Origin of the sequence: Dickeya sp. ws52 (genome assembly GCF_007210685.1) — a bacterium.
Taxonomy (GTDB): domain Bacteria; phylum Pseudomonadota; class Gammaproteobacteria; order Enterobacterales; family Enterobacteriaceae; genus Dickeya; species Dickeya chrysanthemi.
Map to the genome: position 1 here is coordinate 1 of NZ_SZVX01000071.1, position 262 is coordinate 262.

General features: G+C 75.6%; 1 protein-coding gene. It reads left to right on the forward strand.

All coding sequences use genetic code 11. From position 1 onward, the window contains the following. The coding region (locus FDP13_RS21565; protein WP_143840384.1) for a hypothetical protein at positions 1-262 on the forward strand (262 nt) is incomplete at both ends.

Genomic DNA, 262 nt, shown 5'->3' on the forward strand with positions numbered 1-262 from the left:
ACGGCGGGCTGTGGCAGGCGGGCGAGCTGCGCGTCAGCGGCGCCTCGCTGACCAACCGGGGGCGGATAACCGGGCTGAACGGGCTGACGCTGGACGCGGCCGGCCTGGGCAATACCGGCCAGCTGGCCACCCAGGGGAGGGCGACGCTGCGCGGGCGGCAGTTTGACAACGGCGGCACGCTGACGGCGCTGGGCGACCTGACGGCGGACTTCGGCGACGGCCTCGTCAATCAGGCGGGCGGGCAGCTGCTGAGCGGCGGGGC